General features: G+C 29.0%; 25 protein-coding genes. 24 read left to right on the forward strand and 1 reads right to left on the reverse strand.

The features are described from left to right. Window positions 1-7: 7 nt before the first annotated feature. Window positions 8-1,057, reverse strand: coding sequence for a ketopantoate reductase family protein (locus C4N20_RS13655; RefSeq protein ID WP_005977655.1), 1,050 nt, complete (start codon window positions 1,055-1,057; stop codon window positions 8-10). A gap of 122 nt (window positions 1,058-1,179) precedes the next feature. On the opposite strand from C4N20_RS13655, the gene C4N20_RS13660 reads away from it, so the two are divergent. The 24 genes from C4N20_RS13660 (at window position 1,180) to C4N20_RS13765 (ending at window position 26,209) form a co-directional block, all read left to right on the forward strand. Then, on the forward strand, window positions 1,180-2,580 hold the full coding sequence (locus C4N20_RS13660; RefSeq protein ID WP_005977652.1) for a sigma-54 interaction domain-containing protein: 1,401 nt from the start codon (window positions 1,180-1,182) through the stop codon (window positions 2,578-2,580). A 90-nt stretch (window positions 2,581-2,670) separates the two neighbouring features. Beyond that, the gene (locus C4N20_RS13665) at window positions 2,671-3,123 is read left to right on the forward strand and encodes a GNAT family N-acetyltransferase (protein WP_005977649.1); all 453 of its coding nucleotides are present in this window, start codon (window positions 2,671-2,673) and stop codon (window positions 3,121-3,123) included. A gap of 136 nt (window positions 3,124-3,259) precedes the next feature. Beyond that, the gene (locus C4N20_RS13670) at window positions 3,260-4,144 is read left to right on the forward strand and encodes a radical SAM protein (protein ID WP_106878597.1); all 885 of its coding nucleotides are present in this window, start codon (window positions 3,260-3,262) and stop codon (window positions 4,142-4,144) included. A gap of 315 nt (window positions 4,145-4,459) precedes the next feature. Next, window positions 4,460-6,706 (forward strand): anaerobic ribonucleoside-triphosphate reductase, encoded by a 2,247-nt coding sequence (gene nrdD / locus C4N20_RS13675; RefSeq protein WP_005977646.1) that lies wholly within the window; start codon window positions 4,460-4,462, stop codon window positions 6,704-6,706. 1 nt (window position 6,707) lies between these two features. Then, a complete protein-coding gene (gene nrdG, locus C4N20_RS13680; protein WP_005977644.1) occupies window positions 6,708-7,166 on the forward strand; it encodes an anaerobic ribonucleoside-triphosphate reductase activating protein in 459 nt (152 codons plus the stop codon). 488 nt (window positions 7,167-7,654) lie between these two features. Beyond that, a complete protein-coding gene (locus C4N20_RS13685; protein ID WP_005977641.1) occupies window positions 7,655-9,805 on the forward strand; it encodes a hypothetical protein in 2,151 nt (716 codons plus the stop codon). A 37-nt stretch (window positions 9,806-9,842) separates the two neighbouring features. Further along, window positions 9,843-10,277, forward strand: coding sequence for a hypothetical protein (locus tag C4N20_RS13690; protein WP_005977638.1), 435 nt, complete (start codon window positions 9,843-9,845; stop codon window positions 10,275-10,277). Window positions 10,278-10,388: 111 nt separating this feature from the next. Then, window positions 10,389-11,168, forward strand: a complete 780-nt coding sequence (locus tag C4N20_RS13695) for a hypothetical protein (protein ID WP_005977634.1) — start codon at window positions 10,389-10,391, stop codon at window positions 11,166-11,168. A gap of 4 nt (window positions 11,169-11,172) precedes the next feature. Continuing rightward, on the forward strand, window positions 11,173-11,619 hold the full coding sequence (locus C4N20_RS13700; RefSeq protein ID WP_005977631.1) for a J domain-containing protein: 447 nt from the start codon (window positions 11,173-11,175) through the stop codon (window positions 11,617-11,619). Continuing rightward, on the forward strand, window positions 11,616-12,278 hold the full coding sequence (locus C4N20_RS13705) for an FHA domain-containing protein (protein ID WP_005977628.1): 663 nt from the start codon (window positions 11,616-11,618) through the stop codon (window positions 12,276-12,278). The genes C4N20_RS13700 and C4N20_RS13705 overlap by 4 nt, the downstream gene beginning before the upstream one ends. Before the next feature lie 73 nt (window positions 12,279-12,351). Further along, a complete protein-coding gene (locus C4N20_RS13710) occupies window positions 12,352-12,882 on the forward strand; it encodes an FHA domain-containing protein (RefSeq protein WP_005977625.1) in 531 nt (176 codons plus the stop codon). 9 nt (window positions 12,883-12,891) lie between these two features. Further along, on the forward strand, window positions 12,892-15,156 hold the full coding sequence (locus C4N20_RS13715; protein ID WP_005977622.1) for a hypothetical protein: 2,265 nt from the start codon (window positions 12,892-12,894) through the stop codon (window positions 15,154-15,156). Further along, entirely contained in the window at window positions 15,123-15,830 is a 708-nt protein-coding gene (locus C4N20_RS13720) for a protein kinase domain-containing protein (RefSeq protein ID WP_005977619.1), read from the forward strand. Before C4N20_RS13715 ends, C4N20_RS13720 begins: the two co-directional genes overlap by 34 nt. Beyond that, window positions 15,830-18,415 (forward strand): hypothetical protein, encoded by a 2,586-nt coding sequence (locus C4N20_RS13725; protein ID WP_005977616.1) that lies wholly within the window; start codon window positions 15,830-15,832, stop codon window positions 18,413-18,415. Before C4N20_RS13720 ends, C4N20_RS13725 begins: the two co-directional genes overlap by 1 nt. A gap of 24 nt (window positions 18,416-18,439) precedes the next feature. Further along, the gene (locus C4N20_RS13730) at window positions 18,440-19,321 is read left to right on the forward strand and encodes a hypothetical protein (protein WP_005977613.1); all 882 of its coding nucleotides are present in this window, start codon (window positions 18,440-18,442) and stop codon (window positions 19,319-19,321) included. Window positions 19,322-19,332: 11 nt separating this feature from the next. Next, window positions 19,333-20,325, forward strand: coding sequence for a hypothetical protein (locus C4N20_RS13735; RefSeq protein WP_005977610.1), 993 nt, complete (start codon window positions 19,333-19,335; stop codon window positions 20,323-20,325). A 126-nt stretch (window positions 20,326-20,451) separates the two neighbouring features. Further along, a complete protein-coding gene (locus tag C4N20_RS13740) occupies window positions 20,452-21,720 on the forward strand; it encodes a hypothetical protein (RefSeq protein ID WP_005977608.1) in 1,269 nt (422 codons plus the stop codon). After that, window positions 21,720-22,433 carry a hypothetical protein gene (locus tag C4N20_RS13745; RefSeq protein WP_005977605.1) on the forward strand — a complete coding sequence of 238 codons (714 nt, stop codon included), beginning with the start codon at window positions 21,720-21,722 and terminating at the stop codon, window positions 22,431-22,433. Before C4N20_RS13740 ends, C4N20_RS13745 begins: the two co-directional genes overlap by 1 nt. An 18-nt stretch (window positions 22,434-22,451) precedes the next feature. Continuing rightward, a complete protein-coding gene (locus C4N20_RS13750; RefSeq protein ID WP_005977602.1) occupies window positions 22,452-22,775 on the forward strand; it encodes a hypothetical protein in 324 nt (107 codons plus the stop codon). 2 nt (window positions 22,776-22,777) lie between these two features. Beyond that, on the forward strand, window positions 22,778-23,764 hold the full coding sequence (locus C4N20_RS13755) for a hypothetical protein (RefSeq protein ID WP_005977599.1): 987 nt from the start codon (window positions 22,778-22,780) through the stop codon (window positions 23,762-23,764). A gap of 14 nt (window positions 23,765-23,778) precedes the next feature. After that, complete coding sequence (locus C4N20_RS16535) at window positions 23,779-23,919, forward strand: hypothetical protein (protein ID WP_005977596.1); 141 nt, start codon at window positions 23,779-23,781, stop codon at window positions 23,917-23,919. A 93-nt stretch (window positions 23,920-24,012) separates the two neighbouring features. Next, window positions 24,013-24,984 carry a hypothetical protein gene (locus tag C4N20_RS13760; protein WP_005977593.1) on the forward strand — a complete coding sequence of 324 codons (972 nt, stop codon included), beginning with the start codon at window positions 24,013-24,015 and terminating at the stop codon, window positions 24,982-24,984. 1 nt (window position 24,985) lies between these two features. Then, window positions 24,986-25,156 (forward strand): hypothetical protein, encoded by a 171-nt coding sequence (locus C4N20_RS16540; RefSeq protein ID WP_005977591.1) that lies wholly within the window; start codon window positions 24,986-24,988, stop codon window positions 25,154-25,156. Between the two features lie 93 nt (window positions 25,157-25,249). Further along, window positions 25,250-26,209, forward strand: a complete 960-nt coding sequence (locus C4N20_RS13765; RefSeq protein WP_005977589.1) for a hypothetical protein — start codon at window positions 25,250-25,252, stop codon at window positions 26,207-26,209. The last annotated feature ends 2 nt before the right edge of the window (window positions 26,210-26,211 follow it).

Genomic DNA, 26,211 nt, shown 5'->3' on the forward strand with positions numbered 1-26,211 from the left:
CCTAGTTTTATTTTTTCTCTTGATAGTATTTATACTCAAATAATTTATCATTAAAATATTTTAGATTATCCATTGAGAGAGGAAGAAGTTTCTTCTCTATCTTAGTGACTATCTCAACAACAGTGTCATTAAATGGAGTATCAATATTGTATTTATCCCCTGTTGAACTTACATATCCATTTATCATGAGAACCTCTGTTTTCTTTTCTTTTTCTAAATCTTGCAGCATGCTTGCTTTAGCTGTGTACATATCTTTATACATTTCCAAGAACATTCTTTGATTAGTATCAAACATTTCCTGATCTTTTATGTCGCATGAATAAGGCAGCTGCTCATTTAAAAGAATAGGCATTTTATATCCTTCTGCTTCACAACATCTTTTTACTTCTCTTGCCAGATAACTCAGGCAGGCTCTTGATTTTTCATCCTGCAAAATTTCTCCAAAAGTAGCTCCACATGCAGCAGACATTCCACTCATACATGCATTGTTTATCAGTTTACCCCATCTTGATGCCATTAAAGTATCAGTTATTTTTGCTCTTCCCATATATCCAAGTATTTCTGCTGCATTATTTACCCTTTCTCCTATAGTACCATCTATAGCTCCTATTTCAAAAAGATGATCATTTTTTGTTATATCCTGTGTCAGCTCTGATACTCCCGGCTTCACAAAAGTAGCTCCCCACAAAACAGTTCCTCCTAATGTTCTCTCTTCTCCTACATATCCAGCTACAAAATGTTCAGGAACTCCATTTTGTAAAGTACATACAGTACTTTTTTCATTTAAGTGAGGAAGTAGATTTTTTAAAACTGTATCATTTACTGTCTGCTTTGTGAAAAGAAAAATTAAATCATATATCCCTTTCATCTCTTCTGGAGTAACAGCCTTTACTGGAACTATCATATCAACACTTCCAATAATATGAGCTCCATTTTTATTTAATACATCTACATGTTCTTTGTAACTGTCTATCAGCTCTACATCCAGACCATTCTTTGTCATATAAGCTCCCATAACAGTTCCCATTGCTCCACATCCTAAAATTCCTATCTTCATCTTTGACCTCCCTATTAATTTTCTTGCACTGTATAATAAAGCAATATTTATGCCAAATATAATAATTAAGTTTTTAATTTTTTTATGTTATAATTTTAAGTAATTTAGGAGGGGGATGTATAATGATACAAAGAGAACTTTTAGAAAATGCTCTGGATAATCTTCCTTATGGAATCTATATTGTTGATTCCCTTGGAAACTATATTTTTGTTAATACAGTCTATGTCAATATGGTTAAAATACCAAAAGAAAAACTTTTAGCCTACAATGTGTATAATTTGAAAAAGAATAAAGAGATTAATATCTGCATTACAGAAAAAGTCTGTAAATTGAAGAAAAGAATAGTGATGTTCCAAGATGTAGAAATAAAAGGACATGAACATTATAAGCAGATTGTAGCTTCCAGCCCTATTTTAGATATGAATGGGAATATAGCATGTGTAATTGCTCTTTGCATTCCTGTTGAAAATATAAATTATCTATATCAGGAGGCTATTCATAATGAAGTAAGATCCTTTATAAAATTGCCTTCTATTGAGTCTCAGGAGTTGAAGAGTATAATTGCTGAAAGTCCTGTCATGAAAAATATTATTAATCTGGCAGATACTTTAGCTCCTCTTGATACTACTGTAATGATTCTGGGAGAATCTGGAACTGGAAAAGAAGTTTTAGCTAAATATATTCATGAAAAAAGCCAGAGAGCTTCAAAAGAAATGATTATTATAAATTGTGCTTCTCTTCCTGAAAGCCTTCTGGAATCTGAATTGTTTGGTTATGAAAAAGGAGCTTTTACAGGTGCTTCTTCTCAGGGGAAAAAAGGATTGTTTGAGGCAGCTAATGACAGTACACTTTTTTTAGATGAAATTAATTCCTTGCCATTAGCTTTACAGGGAAAAATTTTAAGGGCCATTGAAACAAAAACAATAAGCAGAATTGGTTCTACTGTTACTAGAAAAGTCAATTTTAGATTGATTACTGCTGCCAATGAAGATTTGTTAAAAATGGTTCATGAAAAGAGATTCAGAGAAGATTTATATTATAGATTAAATATTGTTCCAATCTATCTTCCACCTTTATGTGAAAGAAAGGAAGATATTTTACCTTTAGTAGAACATTTTAGAGAATACTACTGCAATAGCTATAATAAAACTAAAATATTTTCTAAAAAAACTCTTAAAGCTATATTAAATTACAACTGGCCTGGAAATATCAGAGAACTTAGAAATTTTGTAGAAAGAAGTTTTATTATGATTACTGGAGAAGTGATTGAACTCTCAAACATAGATCCACTTTTATTTATAGAACAAACACCTCCTTTAGCTTTAAATTCTTCTAATGATCAATTTATATTTCAGGAGGAGACAGAAATTAAAGATCAATCTTTAAATGAATATTTAGAGGAATGTGAGAAGAAGTATATTCAATATGCTTTGGAGAAATATGGAAGTACTTATAAGGCAGCTGAATTTCTAAAAACAAGTCAAACTATGATTGCAAGAAAAAAGAAAAAATACAATCTTTAGAATAAGTTGTTTTTGACTTGTATCTAAGTTGGTTTTAAATTACAAGTTAAAATTGACTTGGTTGAAATTCATAAAGGGGGAAATATAATAGTGAAATATGAACATACAGATGAAAATGATAGAAACTTTCTTTTATTATGTGATGAACTTATACTTTTATTTGATCAAATAATTGGTGATAAAGAAAAAGACATAGATCAAAAAAGATTTACCAAAACTAATAATATTCAAGATGTTATTATTGCCTATGAAGATAATTTGCCGGCAGGGTGTGTAAGCTTTCGTAAATATGATGCTGAGAGTGCAGAAATGAAAAGACTTTATGTTAAAAAAATATATAGAAAAAAAGGAATAGCATATACATTGATAAAGATGATAGAGAAGTCTGCCAAAGATAAAGGATACAAATATATGGTTTTGGAAACTGGAGAAAGTCTGGAAAAAGCAATGTCTCTATATCAGAAAATGGGTTATACAATCATAGATAATTTAGGAACTTATGGTGGAATGGGAAGTTCATTGCTGATGAAAAAGAAACTATGACCTTTTATATTTGCAATTAACAAATTAGAAATGTAATTATTTGATATAGTATCTAAGAATTAAATTTCAACTGAACAGCAATGAAAGAATTATAATAAACTTTATTAAGAATAAAATAAGGGGGATTAAGAAAATAATGATAAATTCAGAAAAAGTATGGATTGGAAATATATATCGTCCGCCCAGTGAAGCCTACAGCATCATACTGCAAGTCACAATTGGGTGTTCTCATAATAAATGTACTTTTTGCAGTATGTATAAAAGTAAAAAGTTTTCTATAAAACCAATAGAAAAAATAAAAAGCGAAATAGAATATTTTAGAAAAAGGGTAAAGTATGCTGAGAGAATCTTTCTTGCTGATGGAGATGCTATGATAATTCCTACAGAAATGCTTTTGGAAATATTAGCATATATAAAGAAAGTATTTCCAGAGTGTAAAAGAATATCTTCTTATGCTACTCCTAAGTCTATAGAATTAAAAACAAATGATGAACTCAGAAAAATAAGAGAGAGTGGAATATCTCTACTATATATAGGACTGGAAAGCGGAGATGATAAAGTTCTGGAAAAGATAAATAAAGGGGTTTCTTCAGATGAACTTACTGCTTTATGTAAAAAAGCAAAAGAAGCAGGATTTTTTCTTTCAGTTACTTTCATAGCTGGAATATTAGGAAAAAAAGACTGGAAAGATCATGCTGTAAACACTGGGAAATTAATAAGCAGGATAGAACCAGATTATGTAGGAATCCTCAGTCTCATGCTGGAAGAAGGAACAGAAATATATACTGAATATCTTAAAGGAGAATTTCAAGAAGCAGAAGGAATTGATATATTAAAAGAAATAGAAAAAATGATAGAAAATATAAATGTAAAAGCCCCTGTTATCTTTAGGGCAAATCATGCTTCTAATTATCTGAACCTTGGAGGTACATTTCCACAGGATAAAGAGAGACTTATTTCTCAAATAAAGGATGCTTTAGATAGATATGATGTAAAAGATAAAAAATATAGAAGGCTTTAAATATTAGAAAATCAGATAATATTTTCTTAAAATTTATTACTTTTCTTTTAAAGAAGAATTATTCATCTAAAATATTTATAAAAAAATATACATATTTGGAATATATGATGAAAGATAAAAAAATATTAAATAAAAACAGAACTTGAAATAAAAAGTCAAGTTCTTTTTTTCGACCTGCTGATAAGCGAGTAAAATCAAGGGTGATAAATGATATACATATTATCAAAGAACAATATATATGGAAAATATTTGAATATAACACAAGATATAGTATAATAGATGAAGAACAATTACAAATATGGGAGGAAAGACACAATGCATAAAATAGAAGTAATTAAGAGGAATGGCTCTATTGTGACTTTTAACAAAGAAAAAATAGAAAAAGTTTTAGAAAAAATAGATAAGGAAGTAAAATTCATTGATAAAGTTACCATTAAACAAATGATGGATGACATTGTAATAAAAATTAATGGACATACAAGAATGTCAGTGGAAGCTATACAAGATATAGTTTTCTATACTTTATGTACTAATGGATTGTTTGAACAGGCTAAAGCTTTCCAAACATATAGGACACAAAGAGCAGAACAAAGATTAAAAGAAGCTAATGGTGTATTTAGACATATGACTGATATAGTAGATGTAGGAGATAGAGAGAACAGCAATAAAAACTCTATGCTTCCTTCAGTACAAAGAGATTTGATTGCTGGAGAATATTTCAGATATATACTTGAAAAGAATATAGATAAGGAATTATGGGCAGCTCATAGAAAAAAAACTATACACTGGCATGATTCAGATGTAGATACTAAGCTTACTAACTGTTGTCTGTTCAATATAGAGGACATGCTTAGAAATGGAACTAGAATAACTAATGCAGATGTTTGCCAGCCAAACTCTGTAGGAACAGCTATGAATATTGCTATGCAGATAATGGCAAGTATTTCAGCCAGTCAATATGGTGGAGTTTCTCTTCCAAACTTCAATGAAGTGTTTGCTGAATATGCAAAGAAAAACTTTAAGAAAAATTTCATGAGAGCTTATAATGATAAATTATCTACTGAAACAAATATCTCAAGGGTAACTGAAGAAGATATAGAGAAAGAGTTTGGAGAAATAAATTCAGGAAATGAAAAACTTGCTGCTGAAAAACATGTTGAATTTCAAATTGCTAAAGAAAGAACAGCAAAGGACATCTATGATGCCTGTCAATTATTTGAATATCAGACTAACAGTATATTAGGAAGTGCAAGTCAGACTCCATTCAGTACAATTACTTTTAATATTCCTACATCTTGGGAATCTGAGCATATAATATTATCTTATCTTAAAGTAAGACAAACAGGACTTGGAGAAAAGCATATACCAGCTATTTTCCCAAAACTTTCTTATATGGTGGTAGATGGCTACAACTTTAAAAAGGGAGATAAATATTTCTATATTACAGAAGAAGTGTCTAAATGTATAGCAAATACTTATTATCCTGATATTTTATTCTACTCTAAAGATGATTATGATGCAGGAAAATATTATGCTAGAATGGGATGTCGTAGCAGAGTAAATCATGAGTATCAAGTTGATGGACAATATCAGCACTATGGAAGATTTAACTATGGAGTGGCAACACTGAATGTACCTCAAATTGCTTTAGATGTATTAAAAGATGAACGTTATGGAGGAGCAGAGGGAAATAGACTGGAAAGATTCCTTGATATTCTTGAAAAAAGAAAAGATCTTATGAAAAAAGCTATACAAACAAGATTTGAAAATGTAAGACACCTTCAGGCTAAAAAAGCTCCTATTTTATTCCAGTATGGAGGAATAGCAAGATTAGAACCAGATGACAGCATTGAGGAATTATTAAAAACTGACAGAGCTTCTGTATCTTATGGATTCCTTGGATTAGATGACGCTGTAAGAATATTATCAGATGATAAGGAAAATATATCTACAGAAAAAGGTCATGAAATGGGTATTGCTATAATGGAAGCTATCAGAAAACAAGCTGATGAAATAAAAGTAGAAACAGGACTACCTGTATCTGTATATGGTACTCCTGCTGAAAGTTCAATAGCAACATTCTTCAGCAAAGATGTTGAGAACTATGGAGATATAATGCCAGAATGGTTGAGAGAAAGAGAGTACTATACAAACTCATTCCATTTCTCATCTGAACTGCCAATAGATTCTTTTGATAAAATAGATGTAGAAGCACCATTTATTAAATACTGCAATGGTGGAAATATTATGTATGTAGAAAATGGTGGAAAAACATATAATAATGAAGCTATAATAGAACTTATTCAATATGCTCATGATGCAGGTATAGAGTACTTTGCAGTAAATACTATTTCAGATGTATGCTATGAATGTGGATATACAGGAGAAATATCATATAATGAAAAAACTGCAAGCTATAAGTGTCCTCATTGTGGAAATGAAGATGGAATGAAAATGAAAATCCAAAGACGTTGCTGCGGATATATTTCAAATTACAATATAACTCATGCTCTGGAAGGAAGAATGAAAGAAATTAAAAACAGAGCTATACACGTGAAGTAATATGAGGATAATATCAATAGTAAATAACGATCCTATAAATAGTATGACTGGATATACAATGACTCTATATTTTGCTGGATGTTCTCATAAATGTCCTGGATGTTTTTCAATGAATACATGGGATTATAACGCAGGAAAAGAATATTCAATGGATGAAATAAAAGATATCATATTAAAATCAAGATGGAAAAATGTAACATTTTTAGGTGGAGATCCCCTATATTATGAAAACAGAGATGAAGTAATAGAGCTTATACACTTTATAAAAGAAAATACTGATAAAAATGTTTATCTATGGACAGGGTATTTAAAAGAAGAAGTAGAAAAATGGATAGATACTTCCCTTATAGACTACCTTATAGATGGAAAATTTGAAATAGACAAAAAAGATTTAAGGCTGAAACTAAGAGGTTCATCAAATCAAAGAGTATTTCACAATGGAAAACTTATAAATATTTAAATAATAATTAAGAGTGGCTTAATAAAAAATAGGTCACTCTTTTTTTGTTGCTGAAATTTTGAAAAAATTTAATGAAATCTAAGTTATATAACTAGGTTCAAAGGAAAGAATACTATTTTTACAAAAAAGAACTTAATAATAAATACTATTGTATTTTTAATGAGTACAGTTTAAAAAATATATGATTTTTATAAAAAAAATATTAGAAGTGGTATGGTTGAAATTAATCTTTTTTTTATTTGAATTGAACGTATTAAATGGAAGTTTTATAAAAATATAAAAAAATTAAAATCATATTAAAAAGACAAATATAAAACAAACAAACTATCTAAAAAGTACCGAGAAAAGAATAGAAATGAAACTAAGAAATTATGAATTGTTTAAATGAAACATGAAATTTGACTGGTATGATATATTATTGCTATAATTAAAACTAAATAGAATTTAAAAATACAAAATATTTAAAATAAAACAAAAAGAGGTGGAATATGTCTAAAAGTATTTTTGAACAAACAAACAGAACGATTCTGTTTGAAGAGATCAACAGTGAAAAACTGGATTTATTGACTCTTGTGGGAAGCAGCAACAACATAACAAGTTTAGATGATGAAAAAATAAGGGAAATCCATGAACATCTTCTAATAAGAAATTTCAGTGAATTTTTAACAAAATTTGAACCTAAGGTATACAGCTTCTTCAATGCTGCTACTCAAAAGGTAAAATACAGTCTGGAAAAACCAAATGGAATTCCAGATAACTGCATAACTGAGATACCAATAAATATGGAAAATACATTTTTTAAAATGTTAATAACATTATTGGACAGTAAAAAAATTAATGGGAGTAAGAATGTAGACTTTAATTTTAAAGAGATTTTAAATATGCTTTCTCCTAAAAAAGTGATGGATGATATCAAGCAGCTGAGAAAAGAGATAGCTTATCTTCATGACAAGTATGAATCTTTAGAAGAAGAAGACCCTACAAAACTTGAATATGCAGATAAACTAAATATAGCCTTTTCAAAAGCAGGGGAAAGTTACAACAATATTCTTGGGATGCTGCCTCTTGCAATAGAAGATATAAAAACAAGAGTATTGATTGGACAAAGTGAAAATGGTGGAAAAGCAGAAGAGATAAAAATAGGAATGCTTACAATGGATGAGCATGGAGAGCTTAAAATCATTGAGGAAAAATCGAAAAAAAGTACAGCTCTTACAGTGGCATCTAATCAACATAATCAACTTTTAGCACAATACTTTGAAGATGATTTCGAAGAGGTAAACGAAGAGCCGAATGATTATGTAAAAAATCTGGTAGTGAGAACTTTTGTTCCTCTTCCAACAGTAATAGAAGAAATAGATGTAGAGAGAGAAGTTAAAAACTACAATCAATATCTAACTTTCTACAAAGAAGCACAGGAAGATTTTATAAAGACTATAAAACCTCTTATGGAAAAACTTTTGGGAGTAAAAGTATTCTTTGAACAGTATGATAAAGATCTTAATGGAATGAAGCCTTCTTTATTAGTAGTAAACAATAAGATTGAAATGCTTTTAAAAGGTGAAAACAAACAGGCATTAGAACTATACTTAAATACTGTAAACCAGAAAAATGATTTTGAAAATACTATTTGGTATGGAATTATTCCAAGTATAAATCTTGATGAAGTGGATAATGCTAAGAATATCAGACAGAGATTTAAAGGAACAACTAAAGTACAGAAAAAGAGCGTCAATACAAATGAAAATCTTCAAGTGCTTATGTCTATCCTTGCTAAATACAAAGTTGCAAGTTTCTTCAGTGTAATAGGAACAGATGAAACTACATTCAATAATCTGGCAACTACTGGAATAGGTAAGTATGTAGAGAAAACTAAAAACCTTCAGTACAGAGACTTCTCTCAATTCCTTATCCCATGTGTACCTAACTTTACTATAATACCAAAAGAAAAATCAAGTGTTATATTGGATTACAAGCTGAAAGCAGAGGAATCTAATCTGGCAGAATTTGATAAAAATGAATTAGTTAAGTTCTGGATAGAGGGAGTATATATAGAAAGTTCTTATGTAGCAGCAGGAATAACAGCAGCTCAGCAATGTCCGGAATATCTAAGAAAAAGATTTAAGAAAACAGATTTGAGAGAACCGGGAGTAAGAATCAATATAGAAGAAAAAGACAATAGCTTTAAAATAGTAACAAGTATGTCTAAAGAGATAACTGGTTATACTATTGCAACTAAAGACAGCATCAACAGAAACAATTTTGGATTTATATTCTCTTCAGACAATGTTCAGCATGGAGGAAAGCTTATAAACAACATAACAGTATATAAAGCAAGAACTTTGGCTACTAATGAAGACGGGGTATTTGAACCTATGTATAAAACAGTGGCAACTACATATATAGAAAGAGTTTTGAGATTTATCACAACAGATTTCAAAGAGGATAAAATTAAAGATTTCTTTAGTAATAAACCAACAAGTCAGAAAAATAAATGGCTTTCTAATCAGGATTGTGTAAACTCTATACTTCAGCCAGGAGATGATATATCTGTAAATATAGAGGGAGACAACTGTCATCTTCATATTAACTTTAACGGAGATGTAAAAAATCTTACACTTGAAATAACTAAAAATTAGGGGAACCTAATCTAAAATAAAAAGGAGATGATTTTATATGGGATTCAATCTAAAAATCAAAGGGAAAAATGAGGAGATTACTTTAGGAATGGACAATATCACTACAGTGAAATACATTTCTGATACTCCAGATGATTCAAACGCAAGAGCTAGTGACTTAGGGGTTATATTAGAAGTAAATGGAAAAATAATAACTCCTGTAAATGGGGAAGAAGCAGATGATACTAAAAAAATGGCTAAATGGTCATTAATACCTGCTGAAAGCTCAGATGCTTACAGAGAACTTACATTAGAAGTTATCTCAGGAAGCGTAGTAGTTAGAAAGATAGATCTTCCTAATGCTTTCATCCTTGATTATACTGAGGACTATAATGACAAAGGTGGAGTAGGAGAATTTAAAGCTGTCTTCAAACAAAAGAAAGAAAAAATCGAAACTGTAACTATTGAAGGTGGTTACGCAGCTGAAGAATAGTATCAGCTATATTGCAGTTGGAGGAAATCTTTTTCTCCAACTCTTTATTCTTCCAATTAATGAGAATTAGTTGGAAGAATAAAGAGAACATGAAATCAAGGGGGAAGAATCTTGGTAACAATAGAAAACAGAATTCCTATATTCAGGCGAGGGAACATACTCGATAAGGAAGTTTTAGACAATATGAAGGAAACTCCATATGAATACTATTCATTGTCATATAATGAGTATTCCAATGGGGTTATTTGTGGTATTGAGACTTATGCAGAAGATGAGTTTCTATATATTACAGCTGGAATTATAAAATATAATAATTTTTACTATAAGATAAAGGAAAAATTAAAAATAGAGATACCAATAGAGGATGGAGACTATATTCTAAAAGTAAAATTTCTTCCTCCTGTGGAAGTGGAGAAAGGAAAATATGAAAAATACTCTATAGAAATATTTTTTTCTATTGATGGAAAATGCCAAAATAATGAAATGGAATTGGTGAGGATAAAACGGAGAGAAGGGGCAGAAATAAGAAATCCTTCTGCTTTCGTAGGAATAGACAAAGAATATAATATTGTGAATGAGATACATAAATTTAAAAGTACAGCCTCTGGGGTATCTTTTCCAAGTAAACTTTTAAAAATATATGCAGGAAGAATATTTGATGAAAAAGAAATGGAAAGCTTAGATGAAGTTTTTTGCAGTACAGCATTGAATGGTTCAGTATCAAGAGAGCTGCTGAATGCATATATCAAAAGAAGAATAAGAGAAGAGTGCCATCAAGCAGACAATCAAAAGATATATGAATATCTTAAACAAATATATAACAGTATGAAAGGGAATAGATTTGTAAGAGGAAGCAATGTTAAAAAGAAAAATCTAATGATGGTGGAGTGATGAAATGAAAAGCTTGTATGAAATACTTGGGGTAAATAGCGATTCTGGAAAAGATGAGATAAAAAAGAAATACAGAGAACTGGCTAAAAAGTATCATCCAGACCGAATGATAAATGCATCAGAAAAAGAAAAAGTAGAAGCTGAAAAAAAGTTCAGAGAAATAAATGATGCATATACTATTCTTAGCGATGATGAAAAAAGAAATGAATATGACAAAATGGCAGAGTCAAAAAATGGATATGGAAAAAATAAGAAAAGCAGGGCAAAAACTGAAAGAGAAGATTATGGAGATATTTATGAAAAATTCACTAAAGAAGGAATGAACAGCATGTTTGGTAAATTTTTCGATCCAGAGAAAAAATCATCAGAAAAAGGGGATAGTAAAATGAAGGAACAAACAAACAATATGTTTGAATCTTTTTTTTCATTTAATGGGAGGAAGAAAAAATGAGATTTTTAAAAAATTGGAAGCTGAGAAGAGAAATCAAAAAATATCAGAAAAAAGAGATGAGAAAAAGCGAAATAAAAGAAAGAAAAGTAAATTATATCTTTTGGGGAATAGTATTGATAGCTTCATTCGCACTGGTTTATTATTTTCATTTCTCAAAGGAGATACTGATAATAATATCAATGATGATAATGGGATTTGTCATAGCTGATCTTTTCTACTACAGCTGGAAATTAAAAAGAGATTTGATTATGTATGAAAAATCACAGTTTGTAAGAGATTCAAGAATAGTAAAAAGTATAGAGGACAAGAGGGAGCAGACAAGAAATAATATAACTCATGTGATACTAAAAAATGAAGAGGGATATGATATAAAAACATGGCCGGTAGGAAAAGCCAACTCTTTAATAATAGGTAAAAGTGCAAGAATGAGAGTGGATATAAATCTTGGTGAGACAGCATATTCTTCATTGATAAGCAAAAGACATGCAATATTGAACAAAAGCGACAGTGGATGGTTTGTGGAAGATTTAGGGTCAGTCAATGGTACAGGAATACAAAGATATGCAGACAACAGAAAGATAAAAATAGGAAATGCACCAGTAAAAATACAGAGTGGGGATATTATATATATTTCAACAGTGGCTTTATTGGTAAAATAACATAAAATTATTCATAGTAAAAAATAAAAATAATATGATAAATAACATAATAAAAAATCGGAGGAAAGAAATTATGATGAAACTGGAAAGATGTGAAAACGGACACGTGTATAATGCGGCGAGATATAAGGAATGCCCATACTGCAACAATACTGACAGACTGGAAGATATAGCAGTAAGAGAAGAGATACCAATGGATCAGGTAGATATTGAAGATGACAAAACAGTAGCTTACTGGGCAAATGAACTGGCAGTAGATCCAGTAGTAGGATGGCTGGTATGTTTTAATGGTTATGAAAAAGGAAAGGATTTTAAACTTAAATCAGAGAAAAACTTTATAGGAAGAGCTCCTGAAATGGATATATGTCTGGAGGGAGACAATAATATATCAAGAAAAAACCATGCAATAATAGCATACAATCCTAAGAATAGAGAATTTGTAATAACTCCCGGAGATGGAAATGGAATCGTTTATGTACAGGGAGAGGCAGTATATGCACCAATGAAACTTTCTTCATTTGATGTAATAGAAATGGGAACTTCTAAATTTGTATTTGTTGCATTATGTGGAGAAGAATTTGATTGGAAAATAGATAAAGAGTAGGGGAAAAATATGAATAATATTCTAAGAGATGCAAAAAGGGTAAAAACCAATGTAAATAGAGCTAAATCTCTTGTCCCAGTAGGAAAAGAAAAAGACGGCGGGGAAAAAAGTCCTGAAATTGCAATCAGTGGAAGAAAAGCTGAAAGTAAATTTATAACTTCTTTTGTTTCAAGAATAGGAAAGCAGCCAGTGAACTGCGACTACTTTGCATATTCAGAACTGAATGATTTCGGCTGCTGGATAGTGGCAGATGGATTCGATGAGGAAAGAGGAGGAGAGGAAGCAGCTAAAATAGTATCAGAAGACATAATAGCTCAGTTTCTTTCTAAACCTAAATTTTCAAGAAGATATTTAAAAAAGCTCATTACAAAGGCCCATAAGAAATTAGAAGAAATAAGAGAGAGAAGCAGGGAAAAGAGAGCTATGAGTGCTTCAATAGTAATTTTTCTTACTGATTACACCTCTATGATATATGGAGCTGTGGGAAATGCAAGGCTGTATCTCATAAGAGATGATATAGTCAGAGAAAAATCAAGAGATGACTCTATAGCTCATTTAGTATATGAAGCAAATCAACTGGACTACAAAGAGATAAGATTTCACAGTCAAAGAAACAAACTGACTCAAAATATGGGAGAACCAGATGGAATCAGTCCAGAAATCTCAAAGAAGATTCAGCTATATGATGGGGATAGAATACTCCTTATGTCACATGGAGCATGGGAAAATTTAGATGAATCTGAAATAGAAGTTGAACTTTCAAAAACTGACAGTGTTGGAAAATGGATAGGTTCTTTAGAGGATAGAATAAAAGAAAACAGCAGCAATAATGTTCCTAACTATACTTTAGCAGGAATATTTATCAATGAGGTTTCTCCATCTGGAAAGAAAAAATTCAAATTTAATTATGTGAAGTATCTCATTATTCTTCTTATCATTCTTGTAATAGGATTCCTGTTATATAGAGGATACAGCTTGAAGAGAACAAGAGATATAACATATGAAAGAGCGTATACTTATGAGGAAGAGGGATTGAAAGCAGTAGCAGAAGGAGATTTTGAACAAGCATTGACTTCTTTTGAGTTGAGTAAAAATGAATATAATGCCCTTGAAATAAGTCCTAAAGATGCAAATATCGTCTATAGAACAATCTTCTCTCCTAAGATAACAAATATAAATCTTGGAAAACAAATACTGCTGGTAGATAAGAAAATCGAGCAGATAGGATTCCTCCAAGGTATACTTGAAGATTTAAATGAGGGAGATAAACTCTATAACAATAACAACTTCCTTGAAGCAGAGGAAAAATATAAGGAAGGAAAAGCAAAGATACCTCAGCTTAAAGATTTGAAATATAACAAAATAGATGACATATCTAAAAAACTTGATGAGTCAATAATGGCCAGCAAGGCTCTAGCTGTAGCATATGATATGAAAACTGAAGCAGATATGATGGTGCAGGATAATGATGTAGAGGGAGCAATCAGAAATTATCTGGAAGCTAAAATCATATTCCTGAAATACAGCAAAATAGATCTTCTGGCAGAGGTAACTGAAAAAGCTGAACGTCTGGCAAAAGTGAGAAACAGAAAATATGATACAGCACTTATGTATGAGAAAAGAGCTTATGAAATGGAAGCGACAGATATAAATGGAGCAATAGTATATCTGGAGATGGCCAAAGGGATATACAGCGAATTAAGAGATGAGGCAAGAAGAATAGAAACAACTGAAAAAATATTGAGATTAGATGAAATGAGAAAAACATTGGTACAGGAAAGCAGAGCATATTTAAATGAAGCAAAAGCTTATGCAGACAGTGGAGAGTATGAGAGAGCATTATCTATAATCAAAAAATCACAGGATATTTCAGTACAGCTGAAGGATAATCAAAAAATGGCAGATGCTATGCAGACAGAAGCTGATCTTTTCTTCAAAAATGAAAAATATCAGTTGTCATACGAGAAGTATCAGGAAGCTTATGGAATAGCTGCTGACACAAATAATGCAGTACAGCAGGAATATTTAAAAGGTAAAATAGATACTATGAAGAATATGCTTGAAACTAAAAAATTAGAAACTAGCGGAGATACACTTTTCAGCAATAAGAAATATAAAGAAGCTAGAAAAGTATATAAAGAAGTTATAGAAAAATATAAACCTCTTGAAGGAAATAAATACTTTGAGAAAGAAAACTATGACAAACTTATGGAAGCAGTAGTTAAAAAGGAGAAAGAGGCTTGGAAAGAAAGCAACTGGATTCCGTTCTTCTAAGAGAGGGAGAACAGTTTATCACTTATCTTATTACAGATGAAAAGGGAGAAAAGGGCATATTAAAACTTATAAATCCTGAATATTTAAAATATGATGAGAGATACGAGAAAGTAAAAGAGCAGTTTCAATTTGAAAAACAGTTATTAAATCTTCTAAAGATAGAAGGGATACCCAAATATATAGATGGTGGAGAAAATTTTCTCCACTTGTCTTATATCTCTGGTGAAAATCTGAAGAAATATGTAAAAATGAAAGAATTAACTTTAGATGAGATAGAAAATATAATATGCAGTATTGGGGAAATAGTAAAAAAACTTCACAGGTATAGAGTAATACATTGTGATATAAAGCCTGAAAATATAATTTATGATGGAGAAAAGATATCTCTCATAGATTTCGGCTCAGGAGCATTTCAAGGAGAAGAGAGCATATACATACAGGGAAGCAAGGGGTTCTCTGCTCCTGAAATATATATAAAGGGAATGAAAAGAGATATTGAAGATGACACTTACAGTATAGCAGCAGTCTATCAGTGGCTGCTCAATGAAAAAGGATGTATTGATAATATAAAAGATAATGAAATATTTAAAATCGGACTAGCTGATAAGAGAGAAAAGAGATTCAAAAGCACAGATGAATTGATAGGTGCTATTAAAAAAATCAGGAGAGAATGATGAAACAGTACTATATATATGACGAATTGAAAAGAAAGACATATTATGATCTGCATAAAATATGTGTAGATGAAAAACTAATAGAAGGATTCAGAGAGAATCTAAACAGAAGCGAACTTATAAACATAATTCTAAAATATAGGAGCAGAGAAAAAGTCTATGGAATAGACTCGTATAAAGAAAATGGAATAGAAAGACTTCAGGAGCTTTTTGATACAAGGCTGGGATTTAAGCTGAATGATTCAAACAGTATTAAGATACCTCACAAAGTAGTGATATATAAGGATATGCCTCTTACTGATGAGGATGACTATAAAATCACTATTCCAGAACATATTTCAGATAATAATATTTTTTTGATGAATGGGAACAGTTATTTATGCGGAATTTTTCAGCTTTCAAGAAACAAGAGTGAAAGAAACTCTTTCTTTATAAGAAGTGATGAAAAACTATTGAGATTAGAAAACTTAAAGAATCAAAACTACTCTCTGATTTTTTTCAATAGAAGTGACGAGAAATTTTTATTCAACGCTTACTATAAAGAAAAAAACGAGGGCAGTATGCCTATGTCTTTAAATTACTATCAGATACCGCTGGATAGTTTCCATTTTTTAGATTTAGAAGTTACAGACACGCCATTGTGTATAGACTTTGGAACTGCTAATACAACAGCTGGAGTATATCTTGATAAGTACTACATTAAAAATCTTCCTCAGCATAAAATACTCAGCGGGCATATGTTCCTGGATAAAATAAACTATGTAAAATTTCCTAAGAATGAGGAAGAATATGCAAATGTCATTCCAACAGTAGTGTATGTGAAGAACTGCTTTGATGAAGAGAATATAAGATATGCTTTTGGATATGAAGTTGAAGAGAAGCTGAAAAACAGCAACTACAATCTTAAAGGGAGTGTATTCTATGGAATAAAAAACTGGGTAAAGTCCATAGATGAAAAAGAAAGAATAGTTGATGAAAATGGAGATGTAAGATATATAGAGAGAAAGAAAATCATCAAGGCATATATAGACTATGTTGTAGACAGAGCAGAATCTCTTTTTAAATGCAGATTTAGAAATATTCATATAACTACACCAGTAAAATTGAAAAGTGAGTTTCTGAATATGTTTAAGGAGATACTTCCTGATTACAAGATAATAGAAAAGAATGCTCTGGATGAGGGAGTAGCTGTACTCTACAATTCAATCGAAAGAATAATAGGAAAGGGAAGATTTGAGAATAATGAGGAATATAAAGCCCTTATCATAGACTGTGGTGGAGGAACTACCGACCTTGCTTCATGTGTATTTAAAATAAATTCTGAAGAGATAAACTATGATATAGATATTAAAACAACCTTTGAAAACAGTGAAGAGAGTTTTGGTGGAAATAATATAACTTACAGAATAATGCAGTATCTGAAAATACTTCTTTCTCAATACTACACTAACAAGAAGAGTACTGTAGGAATAAATGACCTTATCACTAATATCAGTGAGCTTATATATAGAGATGTAGATGAAAAGGGTGTCAAAAGAATATATGAAGTTTTAGAAGAGGAATATGAAAAAGCTGAGAAGATTATTCCTACAAAATTTGGTGAATTTGAAAATAAAGCCAGTGATGTATACTCAAAAGTAAAAAATAACTTTTTCTTTATGTGGGAAATAGCAGAACTTCTCAAGAGGGAGCTTTTTAAAAAGAGTACCATAATAAGAACAAAATTCGACAGTGTAAGATATGAAAATAGTGATCTGGCATCTACATATCTTCCAAGCTGGAATCTAAATGTATATGATGGAGAGTATATCAGAAATATAACTACATTTCCTAATATCATAATTAATAAAAGTGAGATAGTTAAATTGATAAAAGGGGATATATATGAAATATTCAGAAGATTTCTTACATCATATTATGAAACTGGAATAATATTTGATTATTCACTGATTAAATTGAGCGGACAGACTTGTAAGGTAAATCTATTCAATGACATATTGAAAGAGTTCGTTCCTGGAAAGATGATAGACTTCAGAAGAAATATGGAGGAAGATGAACAGCAGCTGAAAATAAGCTGTCTAGATGGAGCTATAAGATATCTTAATTCAAGTAAGATCGGAAATATAAAAGTATCTGTAAAGAATGATATTCCAATAGTGCCATATTCACTTCATGGAACAAAATATACAGGTGAAGAGATAGAAATATTGAGAACAGGGGAACAGGCAGGATCAAGTTCTGGATATATCAAAAAGATATCTTCTACTGAGATACTTCCTCTGCATCTGAAGAATAAGGAACAAGAGATAAAAAAATATTTCACATATATAAATAAACCAGAAGATTATAAAGAGATAGATGAACAGGAAGTTCTTGAAATGCTGGATGACCACTTTGAGCAAGGGGAGCTGGACAGCATATTGAATGGAGAAACTAAGTTTTTTGCCTATACAGATGCTAATTTCTGGGGATTTTATGTAACAGGAGTAAAAAGGGAGAACAACCAGACATACATAGGGAAAAGAAAATATTTTTCTTTTGAAGAGGATATAACTACTATAAGTTTCTTTGATGGAAGACATTAATATTAATATAAGGGAGGAGATTTTATGAGAGCTTCAATAAAGATAGGAGAAAAGATAAAAGGCAAACATAATTTTCAAGGTGAAGATGGGAAAATTGAAACTGTAATAGATGCAGGAGATTTAATAGAGTTATCAGAAAAAGAAATAATAAGTATTCAGCTTAATAGTATAAAAATTGGAAAAGATTCAAAAAATAATAGTTTTGATAATTCAATAGTGAATATTGGAAAAGAATTTGTGCAAAGTGGAGGTTATGCTACTCCAATGACATTAGTAAAAGAAGAAATGGGATTTGCTATTACAGTCAAAGGAAGAATAATACCAGCAGCTGATGAAATGACTTTGTTAGGAATATTTAGTAATACTGGAAATGTAACTGGAATAATTCCTTCAAGTACTTCAGAGTACAAAAGTTATGAAGATGGTTTGAAAGCTAAATGGAAGTTTAAAGATGTTTTTCAGGGAATAGAAATGATGGGAGCAATCAAAAAAGATGCACAAAACTGGAAAAAACTTGATTTAGGAAAAAGTGCTGAAAATTGTAATAAATTAAAAGAATGGGCTCTTACATATAAAAAGACAGAGAATTTAGATCCGCCAAATTATGTGGGAGAAGAGGAGGAATTCAAAGATTATAAAGATGTAAAAGTAGAAATAGTGCTTTCTGAAGTTCAAAATCTTACATATGAAATTCCAAGTATGTATATTGACAGCTATAGTGAAAGTTTTGATATAGAAAGAGGAGAGGGAACATATACCTTTACTTTAAAAGAAAAATATAATAGAGGAATAAACGATGTAACAATGTCAGTAAAAAAAGAATACTTTGGAGATAAGGTGACTAATGGCATAGGAAATTTAATAGGAAAAATAAAAAATAAAAATATAGAAAATGAAGATAATTAAAGGAGGCTTTAGTGAAAAAGACAATAACTATAATTCTATTGCTAATAATTCAAACAGCAACATATTCATTTGAAGATAACTATATATTTAATGCAGAAAGAATAAAAAAAGTATTTTCTGAATGGGAAATTGAAAGAGAGAGAAATGATAAAAATTATTTTATGAGATTATATAATAAAGAAGATGATATTTTTATAGATATATCAAATTATGAAAAAGGAGATAATCCAGAAATTGCTGAAAAGAGATTTCATAAATCTTCATTAAATGGAGATTTTAAATTTGATGGAAACAATCATTTAAGTATTAAATATTTAGGAGTCGCTTCAAAAGAATTTACAAAGTATACTGAGACTGAAATTAAGAAAAAAGAAAGCTTTTTCTTTGAAAAAGTGAAATTTTCAATAGTTTATACTGGAACAGAAGAAGAGTATGAAAAAACATTAGAATTAGTAAAAGAGGCAATAGACCCTTCAACGAAAGTAAAGGAAAGACCAAAAAAAGTTTTTAAAAAACCAACAGAAATAGATCAAATATTTAATGTGAAAAAATTAAAAAGAGAATTTGATAATACTCATAAGTTTGTACAAATAGAAAGTGGAAAAAATAATGATAAAACAGCTTCATATGTAATGATATTTTTGGATGAAGAGAAAGCTGGATTAAGAAGACAGATAATAATAGAAGATAATGATAATTTTAGTAAGAAAGTAATAACAAGAAGAAGAGACTACAATTTAAGACACACTAAAGATATACAAGGATATAAATATATAGGTGAAGATAAAAAATCAGAAAAATATTTTGGAGTATCTTCAAGAGAATATCAAAATACATATTTTAAAGATGAAAAACTATTTGATGTAGTAGTGATGGCAAATGTTATAGTAACAAATCAATATGAATTGCTAATAATAAACTATATACCAGAAGGGCAGAAAGAATTTGCAGATAAACAGTATGAAGAGTATTTAAAAATATTAAATTCATGTTTAAGAAAATAAAAGAAAGCTGCATAGAAGAAAATAAAAATTTTCTATGCAGCAAACTTTTAAAATTATAAAAGTTTTTTAGTTAGTTATAGAAAATTTTTATAATTTTGAAAATGAGAACAAAATAGAGGTGGAAAGATGAAACACATAAAAAAGATTATAGAAAATGAACTTAAAAATTTGATTGAAGATGACAGAATGCTTTTCAGAAAAACATCTTTAAAAACTTTTGAATTTCTAGTTAGTGATTTAGAAAAAAGAATAGAAGATTTTGAAAGTAAAATATTGGATTCAGCTATATCTCAAGAAAGTACCATAAGCATTATAAATATGATAGTTCCAAAAAATGATTTTTATCTATATGAAGAAAATTTTTCACCTATTATACTTTCAGATGTAATAGAAAGGCCATTGATAGAAATTTTAAATAGTGAAGATAAAGTCTATAAAAAAATAATATTAGATATAGACCGAGAAAATATTGAGACAATTTCTAATTTAACTTTTGATGGTGTTGGGAAATTAAATGGGATAGAGTACACTTTTACTTTCAAATTGGAGAAAGATGACAGCTATAATAGAAAAATAAAAGAAATATATGATGTATTTGGATTAAATGGCTTGAAATGGAGAACTTTAAATACTCCATATCTATATAAAGCTTTTAAAGTCATAATAGTTGAATTTAAAGAAGAGTTATTGGAAGAATTAAAAAAGACAGATGAAGTTTTAAATATAGATATCGATAAAAAAGGTTTTGAAAAAAATTGGGTAGAAGATTATCTTATATTATGGAATGTTATCCATATAAACATGCTTGGGAATGGGGAAATAAATCCAACTAAAGATAGAATACATTATGAACATACTCTATTTTTTAATAATAATAACAATGTATATTTATGTCCTGATAAAGAAATTTATATTTATTACATACAAAGAATATTGAATGGTTTTAGGATAATAACAGATGAAAATAGAGAAATGAAATGGGAGTTTATAAAGATTGCTGAAGCAGATGAAAAAGTCTATGAAAAGAAACTAAACTATCCTGTGTTTTCCAATAGAATAAATCCTTCTTTTATCAATAAAATAAAAATGGAAAATGATATAAGATTAAGAAATTTAGGAGAGATAAAAAGAATTGTAAATAGTTTTGATGATATTACTAAAAGGATGGAGCTGGTAAGGGTTGAAATAACAGATGAAGAAAAAAGATATATATCAACTAATGATTCTAACCCATTTGTAATAGATGAATTTAAATTAAAAGGAAAAAATTCAAATATGTATTTCTATTTTAAAATTATAAAGAAAGATTTCTATATCAAAGAAATACTTGATTTTATAATCTCGGAATTACAGTTATATTTTCCTGAATATGATTGTAAAGGAGTATTGGTATAATGGAGAATCAATATAATTTTTTATGGTATCCTTTAACAAGTTTTATTGAAAAAAATAATGAAAATATAAATTTTGAAATATCAGAGATAATCTCGCCTTATATAGAAGTAAATATGACTAATATAAATAATATTCAAAATGAAATAGAAACCAGTGATGTGAAAGTTGAAATAAATCCTTTTATAAGATTTAATGATATTTTTCAAATAATAACCTATCCTGATTTTGAAGAAATGGAAATAGAGTTAAAAAAATCATTGGTTAATATATTATTTCATTTATTAGGAGAAATGGACTTATATTTAGGGCAAAATAAAAAAGATATTATAGTAAAAGAAATACGTAAAGATATAGAAAAAGGATGCTTTGGGAAAGATAGTACAAAACTTTTCAAATTATTTAAAGAGTATGAAAAACATATAGTTGTAGATATTCTTTATGATATGTATTGCCATCTTAATATGATAGAAGCTTTTAAAAAATCTATAAAGAAAATATTTAAAGATTCTATAATATATGACAATCTTTCTTCAGATACCAATCTTGTGATTTACTTAAACTATATAAAGACAGATGAAAATATAAAGAAAGTTGAGTTTCTCAAAGAAATATTCTTACCAATAGGATTAGAATTAGATTTATTTTGGGAATATCATTTCGGTGTTATAGGTGTGGAAATAACTATGAAAATAGGAGAAATAGCAGTATTTTAAATTTAGGAGGAGATGTAAATGGGAGCAGGCCTTGTATTGATAGCAGTAGGTGTATGGCTGATGATGAAAAAATCAAAAATAGAAGCAGAAATATATAAAGGAACTATTGTTGGATTAACAAAGTTTAATAAATATTATATAGTGAGATTTGAATGTGATGGAGAAATGGTAGAGGCTAAAACAATAGAAGGAGGATTATTAAATTCTGAAGATAAAGTAGGGGAAGAAATAGAGATAGAATACAATAAGGAACAGCCAGAAGTCTGTTCTATAAAAGGAGCAAATAGAGGATATATCCTTATTATTGCAGGAATTATTTTTATTCTTATTAGGGCGATGTAGCTATGAAAAAAGAGATAAAATATTTTCTAGTGGCACTAACATTATTATTCATATCATGTGGACAGAAAGCAACAACATACGAAGCAAAAGAAGTATTATCAAAACATTTGATAGAAAGATATGGAGAAGAATTTGAAATAGGATATATGGGAAGAAGATCAGATGAAAAAGAAATGTGGTATGAAGCAGAAATATATCCAAGTAAATATGTGGGAACAATAAAAGAAAGAGATAAATACTATAGAGAATCAGGAACAGTAAATGTAGAAAAAGGAATATTTGGAGAAAAATTAGGAAAAGCAGGGGATACTTATGGAATAGTAAAAGTAAATGAATCAGCAGAAGAATTTTATGGAAAGAAACTGAAAGAATTATTTGGGAATAATGTATTACAAGTATATGATATATGGTTTAATAGAATATTAGAGGACTACAGCTTTGAAAATATAATTAAAGTAAGTGATGAAGAAAGAACAGCCTTAATTATAAAGGGAGGAATCTACATATTTGGAAGAGTAGAAAATGATGAAGAGAGGGAATGGTATAGGAAACAAATTTACGAATTTATTCAGTTTATGAAGGAGACAGGAACTTTTGAATATGTAGCTTTATGGATAGTGGTTGCTGATGAAAGAGTATTAAGTAATGAATTTATAGCAAATAATAAAGATAAAGAAAAATTAGTTGAAATGTATAGTAAGAAAGATAAAGAATTTAGAGAACAAAGAGCAAAAATTATGAAAAAATATACTAAAAGTTATTATGAAACATCAGAAGAAAATATAAAAAAAAGAGTAAATGGAATATTAAAAAGTCAACTATATGACACTAATGGAAATGCTATAGGATTTGCAAGATTAACTTATTATAATGAATTGTTAGTTACACCAATTTATTCTCCAAAACAAATTAGAACTAATAATTGGAATGATAAAATAAAAGAATATAACATAGGAAAAGATGTTGAATTTACAGAAGAATTTTATTAAAAAAGGAGACAAATATGAAAATAACAGATAAAGAGTTATTAGCAATATGTAATCTAAGTAATCTAAGAATGGAATTTGCAGATATAGCTTCAAAAAGAGATAGAGAAGGAAAAATCCTTTCAAATCATACAATTTATTTAAACTTAAAAAATTAAATATAAAATAAAAATTTTAATATTATGGGAAACTTTTTGATAGAAAATTATGAAAAAGTTTTCTATAAAGTTAAGGTTTAAGAGGGAGGAAAGATGAAAAAACTATTTAGAATATTTATTATTTTATCAATAACAGTGTTATTCACATCATGTGGACAGGAAGCAACAACATATGAAGCAAAAGAAGCATTATCAAAGCATTTGATAGAAAGATATGGGGAAGAATTTGAAATAGGATATATGGGAAGAAGATCAGATGGAAAAGAAGTGTGGTATGAAGCAGAAATATATCCAAGTAAATATGTAGGAACACCAAAAGAAAGAGATAAATACTATAGAGAATCAGGGACAGTAAATATAAAAAAAGGAATATTTGGAGAAAAATTAGGAAAAGCAGGGGATACTTATGGAATAGTAAAAGTAAATGAATCAGCAGAAGAATTTTATGGAAAGAAACTGAAAGAATTATTTGGGAATAATGTATTACAAGTATATGATATATGGTTTAATAGAATATTAGAGGACTACAGCTTTGAAAATATAATTAAAGTAAGTGATGAAGAAAGAACAGCCTTAATTATAAAGGGAGGAATCTACATATTTGGAAGAGTAGAAAATGATGAAGAGAGGGAATGGTATAGGAAACAAATTTACGAATTTATTCAGTTTATGAAGGAGACAGGAACTTTTGAGTATGTGGATTTAGGTATCACTGTGATAGATGAAAGAGAACTAATAGATGTTACAAATCCAAGAAAGTATATAAAAGATTTATCAAATAATTTAGATAAAGAAACTTGGAGAAAGGAAAGGAGAAGATTGATGAAAAAAGCTAATGATGAATTTCAAGAATTAAGTAAAGAAAAAATAAAAGAAAGGATAAATTCATTAAATAAAGGAAAATATGATGATTCAGATTATGTTAATTTATTGTTTATTCACATATATTCTCCCAAATATATAGAATCAAAAGGTTGGAATAAAAGTAATAGAACAGAATTATATGAAGAAGTAAAAAAATATAATGTTATAGAAGATATAAGCTTTAAACTAGAGTGGTGGTAAAATGAATAAGATAACTGATAGAGAATTATTAGCAATATGTAATTTATCAAATTTAAAAATGGAATTTGCAAATATAATAGATAAAGAAACTGAAATAGATGATATTGATAATACAGGTAAAAAGAAAAAAATCCTGTCAAATCATACAATTTATTTAAACTTAAAAAACTAAATATAAAATAAAGATTTTAATATTATAGGAAACTTTTTGATAGAAAATTATGAAAAAGTTTTCTATAAAGTTAAGGTTTAAGAGGGAGGAAAGATGAAAAAACTATTTAGAATATTTATTATTTTATCAATAACAGCATTATTTCTATCATGTGGACAGGAAGCAACAACATATGAAGCAAAAAAAGTATTATCAAAGCACTTGATAGAAAGATATGGAGAAGAGTTTGAAATAGGATATATGGGAAGAAGATCAGATGGAAAAGAAGTGTGGTATGAAGCAGAAATATATCCAAGCAAATATGTAGGAACACCAAAAGAAAGAGATAAATACTATAGAGAATCAGGAACAGTAAATATAAAAAAAGGAATATTTGGAGAAAAATTAGGAAAAGCAGGAGATACTTATGGAATAGTAGAAGTAAATGAATCAGCAGAAGAATTTTATGGAAAGAGGCTGAAAGAATTATTTGGGGATAATGTATTACAAGTATATGATATATGGTTTAATAGAATATTAGAGAACTATAGCTTTGAAAATATAATAAAAGTAAGCGATGAAGAAAGAACAGCCCTAATTATAAAGGGAGGAATTTACATATTTGGAAGAGTAGAAAATGATGAAGACAGAGAATGGTATAGGAAACAAATTTACGAATTTATTCAGTTTATGAAAGAGACAGGAACTTTTGAATATGTGGATTTAAATTTTACAATTAGTGATGAAAGAATTTTTAGCGATAAGTTTTTTAATAATTCAAAATTACAATTGGATATGAAAAAATATGGAAATTATATAGAACCAAAAGGTCGGAACCAGATTTTAAATCAAACAAATAAAAGTTATAAAAATACAAATAGAAAAATCATTTTAGATAGAATTAACAATTTGAATAAAAGCAATATTGATAATGAATTTTATGGAATATACTGGCTTTATACTAAAGTATATTCACCTAAATATATTGAAAGTCAAAAGCTAAAAAATAAAATAAAAAAAGAATATAACAATATTTTTGATATTGAATTTTCAGTTGAAGGGTATAAAGATTAGGA

Origin of the sequence: Fusobacterium ulcerans (assembly GCF_003019675.1) — a bacterium.
In the GTDB taxonomy this organism is placed as follows: Bacteria; Fusobacteriota; Fusobacteriia; order Fusobacteriales; family Fusobacteriaceae; genus Fusobacterium_A; species Fusobacterium_A ulcerans.

Bases quoted from the DNA above. Each gene is read 5' to 3' on its own strand.
- C4N20_RS13700 (WP_005977631.1), top strand. From the start codon at position 11,173: ATGAAAAGCTTGTATGAAATACTTGGGGTAAATAGCGATTCTGGAAAA.
- C4N20_RS16540 (WP_005977591.1), top strand. From the start codon at position 24,986: ATGAATAAGATAACTGATAGAGAATTATTAGCAATATGTAATTTATCA.
- C4N20_RS13730 (WP_005977613.1), top strand. From the start codon at position 18,440: ATGAGAGCTTCAATAAAGATAGGAGAAAAGATAAAAGGCAAACATAAT.
- C4N20_RS13740 (WP_005977608.1), top strand. From the start codon at position 20,452: ATGAAACACATAAAAAAGATTATAGAAAATGAACTTAAAAATTTGATT.
- C4N20_RS13705 (WP_005977628.1), top strand. From the start codon at position 11,616: ATGAGATTTTTAAAAAATTGGAAGCTGAGAAGAGAAATCAAAAAATAT.
- C4N20_RS16535 (WP_005977596.1), top strand. From the start codon at position 23,779: ATGAAAATAACAGATAAAGAGTTATTAGCAATATGTAATCTAAGTAAT.
- C4N20_RS13760 (WP_005977593.1), top strand. From the start codon at position 24,013: ATGAAAAAACTATTTAGAATATTTATTATTTTATCAATAACAGTGTTA.
- nrdG (WP_005977644.1), top strand. From the start codon at position 6,708: ATGAGGATAATATCAATAGTAAATAACGATCCTATAAATAGTATGACT.
- C4N20_RS13685 (WP_005977641.1), top strand. From the start codon at position 7,655: ATGTCTAAAAGTATTTTTGAACAAACAAACAGAACGATTCTGTTTGAA.
- C4N20_RS13660 (WP_005977652.1), top strand. From the start codon at position 1,180: ATGATACAAAGAGAACTTTTAGAAAATGCTCTGGATAATCTTCCTTAT.
- C4N20_RS13755 (WP_005977599.1), top strand. From the start codon at position 22,778: ATGAAAAAAGAGATAAAATATTTTCTAGTGGCACTAACATTATTATTC.
- C4N20_RS13725 (WP_005977616.1), top strand. From the start codon at position 15,830: ATGAAACAGTACTATATATATGACGAATTGAAAAGAAAGACATATTAT.
- C4N20_RS13765 (WP_005977589.1), top strand. From the start codon at position 25,250: ATGAAAAAACTATTTAGAATATTTATTATTTTATCAATAACAGCATTA.
- C4N20_RS13745 (WP_005977605.1), top strand. From the start codon at position 21,720: ATGGAGAATCAATATAATTTTTTATGGTATCCTTTAACAAGTTTTATT.
- C4N20_RS13710 (WP_005977625.1), top strand. From the start codon at position 12,352: ATGATGAAACTGGAAAGATGTGAAAACGGACACGTGTATAATGCGGCG.
- nrdD (WP_005977646.1), top strand. From the start codon at position 4,460: ATGCATAAAATAGAAGTAATTAAGAGGAATGGCTCTATTGTGACTTTT.
- C4N20_RS13715 (WP_005977622.1), top strand. From the start codon at position 12,892: ATGAATAATATTCTAAGAGATGCAAAAAGGGTAAAAACCAATGTAAAT.
- C4N20_RS13690 (WP_005977638.1), top strand. From the start codon at position 9,843: ATGGGATTCAATCTAAAAATCAAAGGGAAAAATGAGGAGATTACTTTA.
- C4N20_RS13750 (WP_005977602.1), top strand. From the start codon at position 22,452: ATGGGAGCAGGCCTTGTATTGATAGCAGTAGGTGTATGGCTGATGATG.
- C4N20_RS13655 (WP_005977655.1), bottom strand. From the start codon at position 1,057: ATGAAGATAGGAATTTTAGGATGTGGAGCAATGGGAACTGTTATGGGA.
- C4N20_RS13670 (WP_106878597.1), top strand. From the start codon at position 3,260: ATGATAAATTCAGAAAAAGTATGGATTGGAAATATATATCGTCCGCCC.